General features: G+C 69.3%; 12 protein-coding genes, 1 tRNA gene and 1 other RNA gene. 7 read left to right on the forward strand and 7 right to left on the reverse strand.

The annotated features are described in order from the left end of the window. From dnaX to AVE30378_RS27970, 6 genes are all read right to left on the reverse strand, one after another. The coding region (gene dnaX, locus AVE30378_RS27950; RefSeq protein ID WP_129245779.1) for a DNA polymerase III subunit gamma/tau at positions 1-1,200 on the reverse strand (1,200 nt) is incomplete at its 3' end. A 227-nt stretch (positions 1,201-1,427) separates the two neighbouring features. After that, positions 1,428-1,525, reverse strand: an RNA gene (gene ffs, locus AVE30378_RS27955) — signal recognition particle sRNA small type. A 553-nt stretch (positions 1,526-2,078) separates the two neighbouring features. Continuing rightward, positions 2,079-5,528, reverse strand: coding sequence for a UvrD-helicase domain-containing protein (locus AVE30378_RS27960; RefSeq protein ID WP_129245781.1), 3,450 nt, complete (start codon positions 5,526-5,528; stop codon positions 2,079-2,081). A 3-nt stretch (positions 5,529-5,531) separates the two neighbouring features. Beyond that, positions 5,532-8,195: a PD-(D/E)XK nuclease family protein gene (locus AVE30378_RS27965; RefSeq protein WP_129245783.1), complete on the reverse strand. Its 2,664-nt coding sequence runs from the start codon at positions 8,193-8,195 to the stop codon at positions 5,532-5,534. An 88-nt stretch (positions 8,196-8,283) separates the two neighbouring features. Beyond that, positions 8,284-8,448 (reverse strand): hypothetical protein, encoded by a 165-nt coding sequence (locus AVE30378_RS32660; protein ID WP_165360331.1) that lies wholly within the window; start codon positions 8,446-8,448, stop codon positions 8,284-8,286. A 22-nt stretch (positions 8,449-8,470) separates the two neighbouring features. Beyond that, a complete protein-coding gene (locus tag AVE30378_RS27970) occupies positions 8,471-9,670 on the reverse strand; it encodes an MFS transporter (RefSeq protein WP_129245785.1) in 1,200 nt (399 codons plus the stop codon). A 248-nt stretch (positions 9,671-9,918) separates the two neighbouring features. On the opposite strand from AVE30378_RS27970, the gene AVE30378_RS27975 reads away from it, so the two are divergent. The 6 genes from AVE30378_RS27975 (at position 9,919) to pbpG (ending at position 16,283) form a co-directional block, all read left to right on the forward strand. Next, positions 9,919-10,233 (forward strand): DUF485 domain-containing protein, encoded by a 315-nt coding sequence (locus AVE30378_RS27975; RefSeq protein WP_129245787.1) that lies wholly within the window; start codon positions 9,919-9,921, stop codon positions 10,231-10,233. Continuing rightward, positions 10,230-11,906: a cation/acetate symporter ActP gene (gene actP / locus AVE30378_RS27980; RefSeq protein WP_129245789.1), complete on the forward strand. Its 1,677-nt coding sequence runs from the start codon at positions 10,230-10,232 to the stop codon at positions 11,904-11,906. The genes AVE30378_RS27975 and actP overlap by 4 nt, the downstream gene beginning before the upstream one ends. A gap of 18 nt (positions 11,907-11,924) precedes the next feature. Next, on the forward strand, positions 11,925-13,880 hold the full coding sequence (gene acs / locus AVE30378_RS27985) for an acetate--CoA ligase (RefSeq protein ID WP_129245791.1): 1,956 nt from the start codon (positions 11,925-11,927) through the stop codon (positions 13,878-13,880). A gap of 7 nt (positions 13,881-13,887) precedes the next feature. After that, positions 13,888-14,544, forward strand: coding sequence for a response regulator transcription factor (locus AVE30378_RS27990; protein WP_129245808.1), 657 nt, complete (start codon positions 13,888-13,890; stop codon positions 14,542-14,544). 165 nt (positions 14,545-14,709) lie between these two features. Next, positions 14,710-14,784: transfer RNA gene (locus AVE30378_RS27995), tRNA-Arg, on the forward strand. Between the two features lie 323 nt (positions 14,785-15,107). Further along, positions 15,108-16,283: a D-alanyl-D-alanine endopeptidase gene (gene pbpG, locus AVE30378_RS28000; protein ID WP_165360332.1), complete on the forward strand. Its 1,176-nt coding sequence runs from the start codon at positions 15,108-15,110 to the stop codon at positions 16,281-16,283. A 76-nt stretch (positions 16,284-16,359) separates the two neighbouring features. Here pbpG and AVE30378_RS28005 read toward each other — a convergent pair whose 3' ends face one another. Then, complete coding sequence (locus AVE30378_RS28005) at positions 16,360-16,746, reverse strand: ribbon-helix-helix domain-containing protein (protein ID WP_129245809.1); 387 nt, start codon at positions 16,744-16,746, stop codon at positions 16,360-16,362. Positions 16,747-16,988: 242 nt separating this feature from the next. Here AVE30378_RS28005 and adhP point away from each other — a divergent pair, with 242 nt between their 5' ends. Beyond that, on the forward strand, positions 16,989-18,014 hold the full coding sequence (adhP, locus tag AVE30378_RS28010; RefSeq protein ID WP_129245811.1) for an alcohol dehydrogenase AdhP: 1,026 nt from the start codon (positions 16,989-16,991) through the stop codon (positions 18,012-18,014). The last annotated feature ends 59 nt before the right edge of the window (positions 18,015-18,073 follow it).

Consider the following 18,073-nt stretch of genomic DNA (forward strand, 5'->3'; position numbering starts at 1 on the left):
CGCGGCGGGCGCAGGCACGGCGGCCGGCGGCGGCGCGGCGGAAGTCACGGCGGCAACCGGGTCGGCCGTCTGGCGGGCCGGCGCGGCGGGCGCTTCCAGCGCGGTCTGCGGGCCGGCCTCGCCATTGAGGGCCAGCATGCGCAGGCAAGCCATGATGAAGCCCGCGTATTCGTCGGGCGCCAGCGTCAGTTCGCTGCGGCTGTGCACCGCCACGGAATAGAACAACTGCACGGCGTCCGGATGCAGGGTCTGCGCCAGGCGCGCGATGTCCGCGGCCAGCGGATCCTCGGCGGCCGTGACCCCGGCCACGCGCTGCTCGATGGCCACGCGCGACAGCAGCACGGCCAGGTCGGCCAGCGCGCCGGCATAGGACAGCCCGCGGATCGCCAGTTCGTCGGCGACCGCCAGCACGCCCTTGGCGTCGCCCGTGGACAGCGCGTCCAGCAGGCGCACCAGGTGCCGCTGGTCGATGGTGCCGAGCATGCCGCGCACGGCGTCCTCGGTCAGGTTGCCGGCGCTATAGGCGATGGCCTGGTCGGTCAGCGACAGGGCGTCGCGCATGGACCCGGAGGCCGCCTGCCCGATCAGCCGCAAGGCCGGGACTTCGAAGCCCACCTCTTCCTGGCCCAGCACGGCCTGCAAGTGCCCGACGATGGAATCGGCCGGCATCTGCTTCAGGTTGAACTGGAGGCAGCGCGACAGCACCGTCACCGGGATCTTCTGCGGGTCGGTCGTGGCGAGGATGAACTTGACGTGGGGCGGCGGTTCTTCCAGCGTCTTGAGCATGGCGTTGAACGCATGCCCGGTCAGCATGTGGACTTCGTCGATCATGTAGACCTTGAAGCGTCCCGCGCCGGGCGCGTATACCGCCTGTTCCAGCAACTGCGTCATTTCCTCGACGCCGCGGTTCGAGGCCGCGTCCAGTTCGAGGTAGTCGACGAAGCGGCCCGCATCGATTTCCGTGCACGCGCGGCACACGCCGCAAGGCTTGGACGTGATGCCCGTTTCGCAGTTGAGCGATTTGGCCAGAATGCGCGAAAGCGTGGTCTTGCCCACGCCGCGGGTTCCGGTGAACAGCCAGGCGTGGTGCAGGCGTTGCGTGTCGAGCGCATGCGTCAGCGCGCGCACCACGTGATCCTGTCCCACGAGGGTATCGAACGATCGCGGCCGCCACTTGCGGGCCAGTACCAGATAAGTCATGGGTGGATTGTAGAGCCTGTTTTGAGAGCTGGCTCGAAAAGGCGGGCCCAGCTCCTGGAGTTCGGCGCGCAAGCCCCGGCGCCCATGCCCGAGGGGACTCCCGCCGAGGCCTGAAATGCAAAGGGGACGGGTTTATTTTCGTGGAGCGCGTCCATGGAAAATAACCCCGTCCCCGAAGAAAACAAAGGGTCATGCGGTAATCATGACCCTTTGTTTTGAAGAATCCGGATGGCGAGCCTTACTCCGGCACTGACCCTAAACGACTATGGCTGCTTCGTTCCCGACCTGACCAGGTTCACCGTCGAACCATGCGAAGGGGCCCGCCACTTGGAATTCTAGCAGAGCTGCGCTTCGCTTGCTCGCTCGAATTCCAAGTGGCGGGCCCCGAGGGGCGGGATGTGGGCCCCCGCCCCAGCCCTCCCCCCGGGGGGGAGGGGGTTAGGACCTCGCTTCGCTGGTCCTTTCGGCTCGCTTCGCTTTGCCTTGCTCTTACGGCCTGTGTCTGACACCCGTACGGGATGGGCGTCCAAACCTAACGGATCTGCCCGGGTGTCTGACACTCTGCTCGCTTCGCTTTGCCGTCCCGCTCTGGTCTGTGTCTGACACCCGTACGAGATAGCCGTCCAGACCTGATGGATCTGCCCGGGTGTCTGACACCCTGGCTCGCTTCGCCTTGCCGTCCCGCTCCGGTCTGTGTCTGACACCCGTACGAGATGGCCGTCCAGACCAAACGGATCTGTCCGGGTGTCTGACACACTCTGGCTCGCTTCGCCTTGCCGTCCTACTCCGGCCTGCTCCGACCTGTGTCTGACACCCGTACGAAACCCCCATCCAAACCCAACAGGCCTGCCCGGGTGTCTGACACCAACCCAATCACATCAATGCTTCAAGTCGATCCACGCGCGCGCCCGGGGGAAGTACAGCGCCGCCCTCGCCTTGCGGCCGTCCAGCGCGGTCACCTGGGTGCAATAGCGCAGCAGTTGTTCGCCGTGCCGCTGGCGCATGCGCTGGGCGAAGGACTCGGGGGGTTCGCCGGGGTGCGGGCGGCCCGTTTTGTAATCGACGATGAGCCAGCCGTCTTCGGTGCTCAGGGCCAGGTCGATCACCGACACCTTGCCCGCGGCGTCGATCAGCGGCCATTCCCGGCGCGCGCCGGACTGCGATAGCAGCCACAGGCCGCGCTCGTCGGCCAGCGTGGCCTGCAGGGTTTCCAGCACGGCTTCGGAAGCCGCGTCCGCCTGGCTCGCGGGGATGCCGGCCCGGGTCAGTTGGCGGCGCATCGCGGGCAGGCGTTCGGCCAGGACCCCGGCCGGCCACGCGTCCACGCCGTCCTGTCCGATGCGGGCCAGCCAGGCATGCGCCAGGGTGCCGATGGCCGCGTCGTAGCCGGCTTCCAACTGCCACGCCGGATGTTCGCCGCCCTCGCCCCAGACGCCGCGCGAGGCGGTGGCAAAGCCGGGGCTGGCCACCTCGTCGGCCACGCGCGACAACTGCGCCAGGCCCGCGCCGTCCACGCGCCGCAAGGGTTCGCCCTGCCACTCGGGGCCGTCGGCGGCCTCGGGCGCGGCTTCGTCTTCCAGCGCCGGCGGGACCGGGGCGGCAAGGCAGGGCCACAGGCGGCCCAGCAGGCTGGCCGACGGCGGCGCCTTGACCTGGCCGCTGGCCTCGTCCACCGACAGATGGCCCACCAGATGCAGACGCTTGCGCGCCCGCGTCGCCGCCACGTACAGCAGCCGGTCGACCTCGTAGGAGGCCCGGCGCGCCTCGCGCGCGCCCAGGTAGCGCGACACCGGGTCGGCCTCGGTTTCCGCGCGCGGCTTGACCGGGCCGAACAGCACGCGGCCGCCGCTTTGCTCGAAGCGCACGAGCGGCGGCTGGTCTCCGCGCGGCGCGCGGTGCAGGCCGTACAGGATGACGGTTTCGAATTGCAGGCCCTTGGATTTGTGCATGGTCATGATCTCGACCGCGCCCTCGTCCTCGTCCGCCGCGTCCGGCGCGGCGAAGAGGCGCGCAATCCCCGCGTCCAGCGCCGCCGGATCGATGGCGCCGTGCGGCGCCAGGCGCTCGACCAGTTGGAACAGGCTTTCCGCGTCGTTGGCCACCGACAGGCCCGCGTACAGGCCCGGCCCGCCCAGGCGGCGCCACAGCGATTCCACCCAGGCCGCGAACGGCATGGCGCCCGATGCGTTGCGCTTGTCCAGCAGGACGGCCGCCACCTGCCGCAGGCGCGCGAACTCGTCCGCGCCCAGCGCTTCCTGGGCGGACGGGGTCTCCGGCGCCTCGGGCGCGGCGTCGAACAGGCTGCCCTGCGGACCGGCGCCGGCCGCGGCCGGCGGGGCCTGGGGCGCGATGCGCAGTGCGCGTTCCAGCAGGACCGGCACCGGCGTGACGTGGTCGTCGCCGAACAGGCGCTGCAAGGATGTCAGCGTCAGCCCGCAATACGGCGCGCGCAGCACCGACAGCCAGGCCAGCCGGTCGCCGGGATGGGACAGGGCCCGCACCAATTGCACCAGGTCGGCGACCACCGGCCGCAAGGCCAGCGGCACCAGGTCCACCGCGCGGCAGCGTATGCCCTCCTGGGCCAGCCGGCGGGTCAGGTTGCCCAGGTGGCTGCGCGCCCGCACCAGCACGGCGACGGGGTGTTTGGCGCCTTTGTGGTCGATCAGCGCCTGGCGCACCAGGCCCACCGCGATGTCCTCGGCCTGCGCTTCGGCCGGCGCCGCGCCTTCGCGAGACCAGGCCGGATGGAAGCGCACGGCCGGTTCCGGCAGCGCCTCGTGGAAGGCGGTGGACGGGCTGTAGGCGATGGCACCGGCCGTGGCGTCGCTGCGCCGGGGCAGCAGCTCCGCGAACGACCGGTTCACCCAGTCCACGATGCCCGCCTGCGAACGGAAGTTGTCGGTCAGGTTCAGGAAGTCCGGCTGCAATTCGCCCACGCCGATCTCTGCGACTTCAAGGAACAGCCCCACCTCCGCCTTGCGGAAGCGGTAGATGGATTGCATCGGGTCGCCCACCAGAAACAGGCTGCGGCCGTCGCCGGCCTGCCAGCCGGAGGTCAGCGTGCGCAGCAGGTCCAGTTGGGTCTGGCTGGTGTCCTGGAATTCGTCGATGAGCAGGTGGCGGATCGACGCATCCAGCTTCAGCAGCAGTTCGCCCGGATCGTCGGCGCTGCCCAGCGCCGACGCGGCGCGCTGGGCGATCTCGATGAAGTCGACTTCGCCCGTGTCGGCGAAACGCAGCCGCAGTTGCGCCACCGCCAGCGCCAGGGTCATCAACTGCGCCCCCAGCACTTCCCATTGCGCGTCGGTGAAACGCGGCGCGGGAACGTCGCGCACCGCATGAAGACGGCGCACCCAGGGCGCCTGGGCGTCGGCGGCCTCCAGCCAGGCCACGAAGGGTTCCTTGTGCGCGCACTTGGCCGGAAAGCCCAGGTTCTTGTTGACGGTCTTGCGCAGCGTGCCGGTGCCGGTCAGCAGCAGGTGCGCCACGGCCCGCCACTGGTCCAGCATGCCGGCGTCGGGCAGCAGTTCCTCGGTCCAGTCCACGAGCGCCAGCAGCTTGTTTTCATCTTCGCCGTCCTGCAAGTGGGCGGCGGCCAGGCGGGCCGGGCCGCAAAGCGCTTCGGCCCAGCCGAAGGGCATGGCCTCGCAGAGCGCGTCCAGGTCTTCGCCGATGGCATCGGCCAGCGTGGCCTCCATCGCCTCGCGGTCGGACCCGTGGCGCAGCAGCGGCAGCCATTGGTCGCGCTGGCCCAGCATGTCGGCGATGGCCTCCTTGGCCGCCTGCACGTCCACGTCCAGGTGCTTGAGCAGGATGCGCACCGCCTCGTAATCGTCCGCCAGTTCCAGCGTGGCGCGCGCCGCGGCCTCGTAATGGGCGCGCGCGTCGTCGGTGATCTCGGGCATGCCGCCCAGTTCCGACAGCCAGGGCATGCTGCGCACCAGCCCCGCGCAGAAGGAGTCGATGGTGCGGATGGCCAGGCGGGCCGGATGCTCCAGCAGGTGCCAGCCCTGCTCCGCGTTGCGCGCCAGCGCGGCGCGGGCCAGTTCCCAGCTACGGCGCTCGTGCATGGCCTCGGGCGGGCCGTCGAGCCCGCGGCGCAGCTTGCTGAGCACGCGCGCGTGCATTTCCGAGGCGGCCTTGCGGGTGAAGGTGATGGCGACGATTTCTTCCGGGCGGTTCACCGTGGCCAGCAGCGCCAGGATCCGGTCCGTCAGCAGTTCGGTCTTGCCCGAGCCCGCCGGCGCCTGCACCAGGAACGAGCGTGTCGGGTCCAGCGCGGCGGCGCGCGCGGCGTGGTCGTGTGGCAAGCGTTCTTGTTCAGCCATGGCTCATGCGTCCTCGTCGTCCAGATGCAAACGCAGGAACGGCAATGCATCGCAGTATTTCAGGTCGTCGCGGCGATAGGCCACGTTGGCCGCGTATCCGGCGACGTATTCATCGGCCAGCGCCTCGATCGCCATGCGCCAGCGCTCGCGTATCCGCGGCCACGGCAGGCCGTCGAAGTACTTGCTCTCGCTGGCCAGGGTGACGCCCGGCATGCCGAGGTCCTCGTCGGCCAGGCCTTGCGCGGCGACCTGCCGCGCATGGACCTGCGCCAGGACCAGGCCCGCCACGTCGCCGCCGGCGGCCTCCGCCAGCACCGACGCGTAGAACGGCAACTGGACGTTGACGGGCCGGCTGCGCGACCAGTCCGGTTCGGGTTTGGCCGCGGCCACGCCGGTCTTGTAGTCCACGATGACGCTGCGCCCGTCGTCCAGGCTGTCGATGCGGTCGAGCCGCAGTTTCAGGGTGAGCGCGCCGCGCTGCCACTGGTGGTTCTTTTCCACCTGCGCCACCGCGAACGGCAGGCGCTGCGCCTCCATGTCGAGCCAGGACGCCAGCACCGCCTGGGCGCGCTGGCATTCCAGCGCCTTCAAGGCGGGCGCGTAGTCCTGCAGTTCCTCTTCCGCCGCCTGCGCCACGGCCTGTTCCAGCAAGGCGGGCAAACGGCCCGCCGCCATGACCTCGTGCAGCGCGTCCTGGTCGGGCATCATTCCCCACACCAGTTCCAGCGCCTTGTGCAGGAACTGGCCGCGCACGTTCACGGTGGCGGCGTCGGCATAGGGCGCCAGTTCGCGTCCGCCCAGGCGGTGCCGCACGAAGGCCCACAAGGGATTGCGGGCCTGCGTGTCGAGCACGTCCAGGCCGCCGCCGCCCCGGTTGCCGGCGGCCAGGGGCGGCCCTTGCGTGTCGTCCAGGGATTCCTGCGGCAGCGCCGCCGGCGCCGCGGCGGCAGGCGGAGCCCAATCCGCCGGCGCGGCGCCGGCGATCAAGGGCGACGGGCGCAATTCGCGCTCGCCGTCCATGTGCGCATGGCTGACGATGATCTCGGGCGCGCAGCGGCACAGCGCGGCGTACATGCCTTCCGCCCATTCGCGTTCGCGCTCGGGCGTGGCGCGCGGCGCCTTGGCCTGGCGCAGCACGGCCAGCGGCAGCAGGGGATTGGGCTTGGGCGACGCGGGCAGCACGTCGTCGGTCAGGCCCAGGATCCAGATGCCGTCCCAGTAGCCGCCTTCGGCCTCCAGCAGGCCCAGCACGTCCAGGCGCGCCAGCGGGTCGCGCTGCGGCTGGAACGAAGCGGACCGCGCCACGCTTTCCAGCAGGTTCACGGCGGCCAGTCCGCCCAGGCGGCCGGCGGCCGGCGCCAGCGCCGAAAAACTGCCCAGGGCGTCGCCCAGCGCGCCCATCACCTGGTAGCCCACGCTGTCCAGCACGGCTTCGCCGGGAAAGCCCAGCGCCGTCAAGGCGGCCTTCATGCGCAGCATCCAGACGTCGCAGGTGGCCTGCCGGCCGCCCTGCGTCCAGATTTCCAACGCCTGGTTCCAGGCCTGCGCCAAGAGCGGCAGGTCCGCCAGCAGCTTGCGCCATTCCTGCGGGCCGACGTGCAGGCGGGCCTGGCGGCGCCAACGCGCATCGATGGCGGCCAGCCGGGCGCGGTCGCGCACGTCGCCCGCGCAATGCCCGGCCAGCAGGGCCGCGCCCAGCACCTCCACGCCGCAGCCCTTGCCCGCCGCGCACTCGGCCAGGGCGCGCAGCCAGGCCAGCGCGGCGCGCGCCATCGGCCATTCGTTCAGCGGCCGGCCCACGGCCACGTTGAAGGCGTGGGCGGGTTCGCCGCCGCGCCCGGCCAGGGCCTGGCTCAGCACGCGCCGGGCAAAGGGCGATTCCGCCTCTAGCTGGGGCGACACGATGGCGTAACGGCCCTGGGGATGCGCCTTCAGGCAGCCGGCCGCCCAGGCGGCCGCGGCGCGCCACTCCGCCCCCTGGTCCGCCGCTTCGTACCGCCGCGCCACGGCCTCGGCCCGCTGCGCGTCGCGCCACTGCGCGACGGCGGTGCCCTGCGCCTCGAAAGCCTGCAGCAGCCGCCGGAAGCGCGGCGACAGGTCGGTGAAGCCCGCCAGCACAAGCTGCCGGGGAGTGGCCAGGCGCCCTTCTTCCAGCGCCCGCAGCACGCGCGCATAGCCCTGGTTGGCGTCCTCGGCGTCGATGCCGGCCAGCGTCCGGCGGTAGCGGTCGCGCCATTTCGCGAAACCGCGGTATTCGTCCGTATCGGCGCCCGAAGGCACTTGCAGGTCCCACTCGTCCATCAGCAGGTCGGCATCCATGGCCAGGCGCGCGGCCTGGCTGGCGTCCAGCAGGACGCGCTCGGCCTCCTCCGCGCGGATCGCCTCGGTCCACACCAGTTGCGTGGCGAAGCTGTCGAGCCGGTAGGCGGGCACGCCGTCATCGGCCTCGAACGCGAGTTCGTTGGCCGATTCGGCCAGCCAGGCGGACAGCGGCAGGATGCGCGGCAGCTCGCTGACCTGGCGCTCCTGGCGCAGCAGGCCGGCAAGCTCCAGCGTCAGCCGGCGCGACAGGCGGTTGTTCACCGTCAGCACGAGCGTGCCGGCGGCGGGCATGCCGCCGATGTCCGGCAGCGATAGGTCGGGATAGGAAATCGATGTGTCCTGCATGGGCACCCAGGGCCCCGCCCGCGGGCGGCGGCTATGACGGAGAAAAGCACCGCCGTAGGATACCGCGAGCCGGCGGCGGAAAATGCGGCTAGAAGCCGCAGAGGGCGGCCAGGTTTTCCCAGTGGATCTGCATCTCGGGCGATCTGTAGCCCCAGAACGCCAACCCCAGCACCGCCGCAAGGGCCAGCGCGCCGGCCGCGCGCCAGCCGCGATGGCGGCGGGCGGAACTAGGGGCGGAAGGCTTGGGCGTCATGGCGGTTCCTGGCATGCCGGGGTCAGGCGGGAGCCGGCTGGGCCACCGGCTGCTCCCGCACCGGCAGGCACAGCAGCGCGGCGACGATGGCCAGCACCACGCCCAGCCACCACACCAGGTCGTAGTTGCCGGTCTTGGCGTAGGCATATCCGCCCAGCCAGACGCCGATGAAGCTGCCGATCTGGTGGCCCAGGAAGACGATGCCCGACAGCGTGGCCGCGTAGCGCAGGCCGTAGATCTGGCCGATCAGCCCCTGCGTGAGCGGCACGGTCCCCAGCCAGAACAGGCCCATCCAGGCCGCGAAGGCATACAGCACCCAGGGCGACAGCGGCATCCACAGCAACAGGAGAATGCCGAAGGCGCGCATGCCGTACACGCCCGCCAGCAGGCGCTTCTTGCTGTACTTGCCGCCCAGCTTGCCCGCGTAGAACGAACCCAGCACGTTGAACAGGCCGATCAGCGCGATGGCGGTGGCGCCCTGCCCCGCCGTCAGGCCGCCGTCGGTGACGTAAGCCGGCAGGTGCAGCGTGATGAAGGCCGTGTGGAAGCCGCAGACGAAATAGCTCCAGAACAGGAAATGGAACGAGGGATGGCGCACGGCCTGCCTGACCGCCGAAGCCAGCGACTGCTGCGGACCCGCGTGGACCTGCGGCCGTCCGCGAAGGAAATAGGCCAGCGGCGCGCAGCAGGCCACGAACAGCGACAGCACCCACAGCGCGCCCGTCCAGTCCAGGCCGCTGATCAGCATCTGGCCGGTGGGCACCACGGCGAACTGCCCCATCGAGCCGCCCGCGCTGGCGATGCCCATGGCCGTGCTGCGGTAGGCGGGCGGCACCGAACGGGCCACGACGGGCAGGATCACCGGGAAGGTCGTGCCCGCCTGGCCCAGCCCGACCAGCACGCCGGCGGTCAGGTAGAGCGTGGTTTCGTCCGTGGCGAAGCGCGTGCCGATCATGCCCAGCATGTACAGCACCGCGCCCAGGGCGATGGTGCGGCCCGAGCCGTAGCGGTCGGCCAGGATGCCCATGAAGATGCAGGCCACGCCCCACACCAGGTTCTGCAGCGCGAAGGCCATCGAAAACACCTCGCGGCCCCAGCCCTGGGCCAGGCCCATCGGCTGCATGAACAGGCCGAAGGTGGCGCGCACCCCCATGGCAAGCAGCACGACCAGCGTGCCCAGCATGATGGTGCGCATGGAAATCGTATCGGATTGACTGGACATGAAACCCGTGTCTCGTTGTTTTTGGTTTTCCGCCCCCTCCTCGGTGCGGATCCGGCGCACAGGCCGGATCCGCACATCATATACAAGTCCCGGGCAGGAGCCCCTTCCCCCAGGGCTCCCCCCTACGACTAAGGTCGAGTGTCCCGCCGCCGGATGCGTCTCTATATTGGGTCAATGCCCGGCCGGCCCCGCTGCCCGGGCCAGACCGCAACGCCGCATCCCGCCGGCCACGACAAAGGAGACCCGCAGTGACCGCACTCCAGAAAGGAACCGTTGCCGCCGTCCTGCGGCATCCCCGATACCAGGAATTGCTGCGCCGGCGCAGCCGCACCAGCCTGCTCTTCTTCGCCGTCACCGGCGCAATCTACGCCGGCTTCATCCTGACCCTTGCGTTCGACCCCGTGTTCTTCGCCCGCCCCCTGCCCGGCATGACGATGAGCATCGGCGTGCTGACCGGCACGCTCGTGGTGTGCAGCGCCGTGGTCCTGATCTCGGCCTACGTCCACATTTCCAACACCGTGTTCGACCCGTTGCTGGCCACCATCATCAAGGACGTCTCATGAAACACGGAAAACGCATCGCCGCCGGGGCCGCGGCATCGGCCTGTGCGCTGGCGGGCCCGGCCCACGCCGCCCCGGCCGGGCAGACCAGCACGTCCGCCATCGTCATGTTCCTGGTCTTCATCGCGGCCACCATGGGCATCACCTACTGGGCCGCCAAGCGCACGCGCACCACGTCCGACTTCTACACGGCGGGCGGGGGCCTGTCGGGCTTCCAGAACGGCCTCGCCATCGCCGGCGACTATCTCTCCGCCGCCTCGTTCCTGGGCATCGCGGGCATGGTCTACGTCAGCGGCTTCGACGGCATGATCTACGCCATCGGCTTTCTCTTCGGCTGGCCGGTGGTCATGTTCCTGATCGCCGAGCGCCTGCGCAACCTGGGCCGCTACAACTTCGCCGACGTGACCTCGTTCCGCCTGGCGCAGACCCCGATGCGCCTGCTGGCGGCCAGCGCGTCGCTGCTGATCATCGCGCTGTACCTGATCGCGCAGATGGTCGGCGCCGGCAAGCTGATCGTGCTGCTGTTCGGGCTGGACTACAACATCGCCGTGCTCATCGTCGGATCGCTGATGATGATCTACGTGGCCTTCGGCGGCATGACCGCCACGACCTGGGTGCAGATCATCAAGGCCGTGCTGATGCTGGTGGGCGCCACGCTGATGACGGCGCTGGTGCTGGCCGCCTTCGACTACAACCCCGACGCCCTGCTGGCCGAGGCCACGCGCGTGCACCCGGCCGGCCTGGAGCTGCTGGCGCCGGGCGCGCAGGTCAGCAGCAATCCGCTGAACGCCCTGTCGCTGGGCATCGCGCTGGCCTTCGGCACCGCCGGGCTGCCGCACATCCTGATGCGCTTCTTCACCGTGTCCAACGCCAAGGAGGCGCGCAAGTCCGTCATCTACGCCAGCTCCTTCATCGGCTACTTCTACCTGCTCACCTTCATCATCGGCTTTGGCGCGGTCGCACTGCTGGTGCGCCATCCGGAGTACTTCTCCACCGGTCCGCAGGGCGGCTTCGATATGTTGAAAAACCTGATCGGCGGAACCAACATGGTCGCGGTGCATCTGGCCAACGCGGTGGGCGGCAGCCTGCTGCTGGGCTTCCTGGCCGCGGTCACCTTCGCCACCATCGTGGCGGTGGTGGCGGGGCTGGCGCTGGCCGGTGCGGCGGCCATCGCGCACGACCTTTACGCCAACGTCATCGCCCGCGGACGCGCCACGGAACACCAGCAGATGCGGATCTCCCGCCTGTCCACCATCGCGCTGGGCGTGATGGCCATCCTGCTCGGCATCGTGTTCGAGAACCAGAACGTGGCGTTCATGGTGGGCCTGGCCTTCGCCATTGCCGCCAGCGCCAATTTCCCGGTGCTGGTGCTGTCGATTTCGTGGCGCGGCTGCACTACCCGCGGCGCCACCATCGGCGGATTCCTGGGACTGGCCTCGGCCACGGTCTGGGTCGTGCTGAGCCAGACCGTCTGGGTGGACGTCTTCGGCTTCAAGACCCCGGTCGTCCCCTTCCCCAACCCGGGAATCCTGTCCATTCCCCTGGCGTTCTTCGCGATCTGGCTGTTCTCCAAGCTGGACCGCAGCCCGCGGGCCGCCCGGGAAGCCGCCGCGTTCGACGCCCTGACCGTCCGCAGCCAGACGGGCATCGGCGCCGCCAGCGCGGTCGATCATTAACCGTTCAGAGGAGCCACCATGGACCCTATCCGCGATCTCTATCCCGTGCCCGAGGGCTTCGCCGGCCCGGATACGGTAACGCAGGAACAGTACGAGGCACGGTACGCGGCCTCGCTGGGCGATCCCGATGCGTTCTGGTCGAACGCGGCCGGGCGCCTGCAGTGGTACCGCGAACCCACGCAGATCCGCGACGTCAGTTTCGCGGCCGAGGACTTCCGCATCCGCTGGTACGCCGACGGCGAACTGAACGTCAGCGTCAACTGCCTGGACCGCCATCTGGAAACCCGTGGCGGCAAGACCGCCCTGATCTGGGAATCGGACGACCCGGCCGTCCCCTCCCGGCATGTCAGCTACCGGGAACTGCACGCCCAGGTCTGCAAGATGGGCAACGCCCTGCGCCGCGCGGGCATCGGCCGCGGCGACCGCGTCACGCTCTATATGCCGATGATCGTGGAAGCCGTGACCGCCATGCTGGCCTGCGCGCGCATCGGCGCCGTCCACAACGTCGTGTTCGGCGGCTTCGCGCCGGCCTCGATCGCCGACCGCGTGCGCGACTGCGGCGCCACGGCCATCATCACCGCCGACGAAGGCCGCCGCGCGGGCCGCGCCATCGCGCTCAAGGCCAACGTCGACGCCGCGCTGCGGATGCCGGGCATGGAAAGCGTGCGCACCGTGCTGGTCGCGAAAAACACCGGCACGCCGGTCGACATGACGGCCGAGCGCGACTACTGGCTGGGCCCGCTGATGGAACGCGAATCCGCCGAATGCGAACCCGAGCGCATGAACGCCGAGGACCCGCTGTTCATCCTCTATACCTCGGGCAGCACCGGCAAACCCAAGGGCATGCTGCACACCACGGGCGGCTACCTGGTCTATGCCGCGTACACGCACGCCACCGTCTTCGACCTCCGCGACGACGACGTATTCTGGTGCACGGCGGACGTGGGCTGGATCACCGGGCACAGCTACCTGGCCTACGGCCCGCTGGCCAACGGAGCCACCTCGCTGGTCTTCGAGGGCGTGCCCAGCTACCCGGACGCCTCGCGCTTCTGGCAGGTCGTCGACAAGCACCGCGTCAGCATCTTCTACACCGCGCCCACCGCCATCCGCGCCCTGATGCGCGAAGGCCAGGAACCCGTGCTGCGCACGGCCCGGACATCGCTGCGGCTGCTGGGCACGGTGGGCGAACCGATCAACCCCGAAGCGTGGCGCTGGTATCACGACGTGGTCGGCGCCGGACGCTGCCCCATCGTCGACACCTGGTGGCAGACGGAAACGGGCGGCATCCTGATTTCCCCGCTGCCCGGCGCCAAGGCGTGCAAGCCCGGCGCGGCCAGCACTCCCTTTTTCGGCATCCGGCCCGAACTGGTCGACGTGAAGACCGGCGCCCTGATCGACGGCCCCGGCGAAGGCAACCTCTACATCCGCGACTCGTGGCCCGGCCAGGCCCGCAGCATCCACGGCGACGCCCAGCGCTACGTCGACAGTTGCTTCAAGGACTACCCCGGCATGTATTTCACGGGCGACCGCTGCCGCCGCGACGCCGACGGCGACTACTGGATCACCGGACGCGTGGACGACGTGCTCAACGTCAGCGGACACCGCATCGGCACCGCCGAACTGGAAAGCGCGCTGGTATCGCACCCCAAGGTCGCCGAGGCCGCGGCCGTGGGCTTTGCCCACGACATCAAGGGCCAGGGCATTTACGTCTACGTCACGCTGAAGGCGGGCACCCAGGAATCCGAAAGCCTGCGCCAGGAACTGGTGGCCCACGTGCGCCGCGAAATCGGTCCCATCGCCACGCCGGACCACCTGCAATGGGCGCCCGGCCTGCCGAAGACGCGTTCGGGCAAGATCATGCGCCGCATCCTGCGCAAGATCGCCGACAACACCGTCGACGACCTCGGCGACATCACCACCCTGGCCGATCCCACGGTCGTGCAGACGCTGGTGCGGGAGCGGCGTATGGCATGATCGGCCCATGCGCGTACTCCTGATCGCCGACGACCATCCGCTGTTCCGCGAGGCCCTGCGCGGGATGATCGGCCGGGTGCTGCCGGGCAGCGTCGTCCATGAAGCCGGCGAGGCCGGCGCGCTCTACGACCTGGTCGACGCCCATCCCGGCGCCGACCTGCTGCTGCTGGACCTGGACATGCCGGGGGCCGTCGGCCTGGACTCGGTGGTCCGCCTGCGCGGGCGGCACCCCCGACTGCCCATCGTCGTCGTTTCCGCGCACGAGGACCCGCTCCTGATGCGCCGCGCGCTGGCGCACGGCGTGGCGGGATACGTTCCGAAGTCCGCCGGATCCGAAACCCTGGGCGCCGCCGTGCTGCACGTGCTGGACGGCGGCACCTGGCTCCCCCCGTCCGGCATCGCCGGCGGCGGCGACCCGTCCCGCGAAGCCGCCCTCGCCACCAGCGTGCGCGAACTCACGCCTCAGCAATTCCGCGTGTTGCAGATGGTGGGCGCGGGCCTGATGAACAAGCAGATCGCCCATGAATTGCAGGTCTCGGAAGCCACCGTCAAGGCCCACATGACCGCCATCATGCGCAAGCTGCGCGTCTCCAACCGCACGCAAGCCGTGGTCATCGCGGAACGCCTGGGACTGAAGACGTGGCGCTATGGCGCCAGGTCCTGAGGGCGCCCCCCCCGGGGCCGGCGCCCCCCGCAGCCGGGCTGGGCGCCGGCCAGCCGTTCAAACCGGTTCCAGATGCTAGAATCCTGGTCTCGAATCGATACGCATCGCTGGCGAATCCTGGTTTTTCAGCCCGTTGCGCAGGTCGGTTTGCAAAAGCCGACACGTCTCGCCGTAGTTAAATGGATATAACCGGCCCCTCCTAAGGGTCAATTGGTGGTTCGATTCCACCCGGCGAGGCCACTTCCGGCGTCGGATCCGACGCCCCGCCCGTTCCCGCCTTCCCCCCTTCGCATCCCCCCGTTCAGCCAAATGAGGGTTAATCCGGGCTACGCTCACGCGCCGCGCGCCATTAGCTTCTCGTGACGCGTCTTGTGACGAATTGAACCCGCGTCAATACGTCACCGATATTTTTTTCGGCGAAGATAGCGAATCGTCTTGCGCATCACTTGAAATTGCTGTTTAAATTCGACGCGTAAGCCTCTAATTCATCTGGACTTTTCCTGATCCGACGCAACGCCGGCTTAAGAAATATTTTTTCACAGACTGACAAGCCTGCTCAAACCATGGCCTTTTCCTGGAAACGTGCGATTGCGAACGCGATAGCGCCTGTGGCGCTGGCGATGTGCGCGCTCCTGCCCCCCGCCGCGCAAGCCGCCAAGAATTCCGATCCCTGCAAGACCAACGCGAAGTCGTCGGCCTGCAAGGCGCAACAAGCCAAGAAGTCGCCGGCCCCGAAGGCCGGTTCCGCCAAACAGGCCGCTCCGGCCGCCAAGAAGGCTCCGCCCAAGGCCTCGGCCGGCAAGAAGGCCGCCTCCCCCAAGGGCGGCAAGCAGGCCTCCGCGAAGGCCACGCCGCCCAAGAAGGGCGCCGCCGGCAAGAACGGCAAACCCAACAAACCGTCGCGCGCGCAGCGCGCCGCCGCCGCGGCGGGCGCCGCCGCCATGCCGCCGCCCGCCGCCTCGGCGCGCGCCGAGGCCGCCGCCCTGCGCTCCAGCACCGCCTACGTGCAGGACCTGGAAACCTCCACCGTCGTCTTCGCCAAGAACGAAAACGTGGTGCGCCCCATCGCTTCCATCTCGAAGCTGATGACCGCCGTCGTCGTGGTGGACGCCAACCTGCCCATGGACGAGATGCTCGAAATCACCGACGACGACGTCGACGGCCTCAAGCACACCACCTCGCGCCTGCGCGTGGGCACCAAGCTGTCCCGCGGGGACATGCTGCACCTGGCGCTGATGTCGTCGGAAAACCGCGCCGCCAACGCGCTGGGCCGCCATTATCCGGGCGGCCTGCCCGCTTTCGTGGCCGCCATGAACGCCAAGGCGCAGGCGCTGGGCATGGCCAGCACGCATTTCATCGAACCCACCGGCCTGTCCAGCAACAACGTTTCGTCGCCCCACGACCTGGCCCGCCTGCTGCGCGCCGCGGCCCAGCGCCCGCTGATCCACCGCTACTCCACCGACACCGAGTACGACGTCGAGATCAACAACCGCACGCAGACGTTCCGCAACACCAACCTGCTGGTGCGCAAGCCCGACTGGGACATCAAGGTTTCCAAGACCGGCTACATCAACGAGGCCGGCGAATGCCTGGTGATGCTGGCGCGCATCAACGGCCGCGATCTGGCCATCGTGCTGCTGGATTCCCAAGGCAAGCTCTCGCGCATCGGCGATGCGGTGCGCATCCGCCGCATCGTGCAAAGCGAAGTGGCGCTGGCCTCGATCCAGTCCGGCGGCTGAATGCCGGCAGCTTCCTCCCCCGCATAAGCGAAGGGCCCGATCCAATCGGGCCCTTTTCTTTGCTACGCGGCCCGGCCTACGCGGCCCGACGTTTCGGGCGCAGGGGCTGCGCGTCGTACAGCGAGGGCGGCAACCCTTCCAGCACGGCCTGGGCGTTGAGCGAGCGGATCGGCACGCCGGCGTCCAGCGGAATCCGGCCTTCGGCCTGCAACAACTGGTAGCGCAGGCAGCACACGCGCAGGAAGGAGGTGAAGTTGGCGGCCTCGCCCCGGTATTCGATCAGTTCGTCGTACAGGCGTTCGATCAGTTGCGTCACGCGCATGCCGTCGCGGCCCGCGATCTCTTCCAGGACCTGCCAGAACAGCCGTTCGAGCCGCAGGCTGGTGGCCGCCCCGTGCAAACGCAGGGACCGGGTCTCGGGCGCATAGGACTGCTCGCTGGCGCGGATGAAGATTTCACACATGGGAGGATCCTGGGGCTCGGGGCAAGGCGCCCGCCTGGGCCGGGACGCCTTTGGCCCACTGTACGCCGTTTGGCGGCGCCCCCGCAAGGCGATGCGCCGCAGGGATTCCCGGAGGGCGCCGCCGCCATTCTGAAACCACACGTTTCCGGTCTCCCCGCGCTTTCTCTGTATTGATATAAATCATGGTCGGGAAAACACACGCGTTCGAGGATAGTCAAACTGATCAGACTTCGGAGGTAGTGATGGATAAAACCATGAAGGCAGCGGTCGCGCGGGCATTCGGCAAGCCCCTCGTCATCGAAGAAGTCGCGGTGCCGCGCCCGGGTCCGGGCGAACTCCTGGTGAAGATCGAAGCCTGCGGGGTGTGCCACACCGACCTGCACGCGGTCGAGGGCGACTGGCCCGTCAAGCCCAATCCGCCCTTCATCCCCGGCCACGAAGGCGTCGGCCACGTCGTGGCGGCGGGCGCCGGCGTCACCCACGTGAAGGAAGGCGACCGCGTCGGCATCCCCTGGCTCTATTCCGCCTGCGGGCACTGCGAACACTGCCTGGGCGGCTGGGAAACCCTGTGCGAACAGCAGCAGAACGCCGGCTACTCCGTGAACGGCGGCTTCGCCGAGTACGCCCTGGCCGCCGCGGACTACGTGGGGCTGCTGCCCAAGAACGTCGGTTTCGTCGAGATCGCGCCCGTGCTGTGCGCCGGCGTCACCGTGTACAAGGGCCTGAAGATGACCGACACCCGCCCGGGCAACTGGGTGGTGGTCTCCGGCATCGGCGGGCTGGGCCACATGGCGGTGCAGTACGCGAAGGCCATGGGCCTGAACGTCGCCGCGGTGGACATCGACGACGCCAAGCTGGATTTCGCCCGCCGCCTGGGCGCGGAGGTCACCGTCAACGCCAAGACCACGGATCCGGCCGCCTACCTGAAGCGTGAAATCGGCGGCGCGCACGGCGCGCTGATCACGGCCGTGTCGCCCAAGGCGTTCGAGCAGGCGCTGGGCATGGTGCGCCGCGGCGGCACCGTGGCGCTCAACGGGCTGCCCCCGGGCGACTTCCCGCTGTCGATCTTCGACATGGTGCTCAACGGCGTCACCGTGCGCGGCTCGATCGTGGGTTCGCGCCTGGACCTGCAAGAGTCGCTGCAATTCGCGGAAGAGGGCAAGGTGCACGCCACGGTCGCCACCGAAAGCCTCGAAAACATCAACGACGTTTTCGACCGCATGCGCCGCGGCCAGATCGAAGGCCGCGTCGTGCTCGACTTCGCCTGAGCACTACGCGCGGCAGAAACGCGAAAGGCGCCCGGGGCGGTCCCGGACGCCTTTTTTTC

This window comes from Achromobacter veterisilvae, from assembly GCF_900496975.1.
In the GTDB taxonomy this organism is placed as follows: domain Bacteria; phylum Pseudomonadota; class Gammaproteobacteria; order Burkholderiales; family Burkholderiaceae_B; genus Achromobacter; species Achromobacter veterisilvae.

Bases quoted from the DNA above. Each gene is read 5' to 3' on its own strand.
- AVE30378_RS32660 (WP_165360331.1), bottom strand. From the start codon at position 8,448: ATGACGCCCAAGCCTTCCGCCCCTAGTTCCGCCCGCCGCCATCGCGGC.
- adhP (WP_129245811.1), top strand. From the start codon at position 16,989: ATGGATAAAACCATGAAGGCAGCGGTCGCGCGGGCATTCGGCAAGCCC.
- AVE30378_RS27965 (WP_129245783.1), bottom strand. From the start codon at position 8,195: ATGCAGGACACATCGATTTCCTATCCCGACCTATCGCTGCCGGACATC.
- AVE30378_RS28005 (WP_129245809.1), bottom strand. From the start codon at position 16,746: ATGTGTGAAATCTTCATCCGCGCCAGCGAGCAGTCCTATGCGCCCGAG.
- pbpG (WP_165360332.1), top strand. From the start codon at position 15,108: ATGGCCTTTTCCTGGAAACGTGCGATTGCGAACGCGATAGCGCCTGTG.
- acs (WP_129245791.1), top strand. From the start codon at position 11,925: ATGGACCCTATCCGCGATCTCTATCCCGTGCCCGAGGGCTTCGCCGGC.
- AVE30378_RS27960 (WP_129245781.1), bottom strand. From the start codon at position 5,528: ATGGCTGAACAAGAACGCTTGCCACACGACCACGCCGCGCGCGCCGCC.
- actP (WP_129245789.1), top strand. From the start codon at position 10,230: ATGAAACACGGAAAACGCATCGCCGCCGGGGCCGCGGCATCGGCCTGT.
- AVE30378_RS27970 (WP_129245785.1), bottom strand. From the start codon at position 9,670: ATGTCCAGTCAATCCGATACGATTTCCATGCGCACCATCATGCTGGGC.
- AVE30378_RS27990 (WP_129245808.1), top strand. From the start codon at position 13,888: ATGCGCGTACTCCTGATCGCCGACGACCATCCGCTGTTCCGCGAGGCC.